Here is a 303-nt window from a genome sequence, read left to right on the forward strand (position 1 = left end):
CACCGCGGTGGGTGGCTGGTTGGTGGCGGTGACGGTGATCGACAATGTATTGCTTGTCGCGTCGGGAGTGCCGCCGACCGTGGTGTCATCGACTGTCACCGCGACTTGAAGCGCATTACCCGCGGTCAGCGTCTGGCCTGCCTTGAGGAACAGCTGCGAGCCGACGATCTCGAACAACGCGGCGTTCGCGCCTGTCAGCCCCAGCGTATTGGTGCCGAGCCCATCGTCCGTCACCGCAATATCGGCCACCTTGAGCTGCGCCGCCTGGTTGTTGGGCACGGACGTGACCGTGTTCTGCAGCGA

1 protein-coding gene is annotated in these 303 nt (G+C 64.4%); it reads right to left on the reverse strand.

Annotated elements, in window-relative coordinates; genetic code table 11:
• A partial coding sequence (locus ACWPM1_RS14825) for a hypothetical protein (protein ID WP_455695662.1) occupies positions 1-303 on the reverse strand: 303 nt, incomplete at both ends.

It is taken from the genome of Tsuneonella sp. HG249, assembly GCF_053819205.1.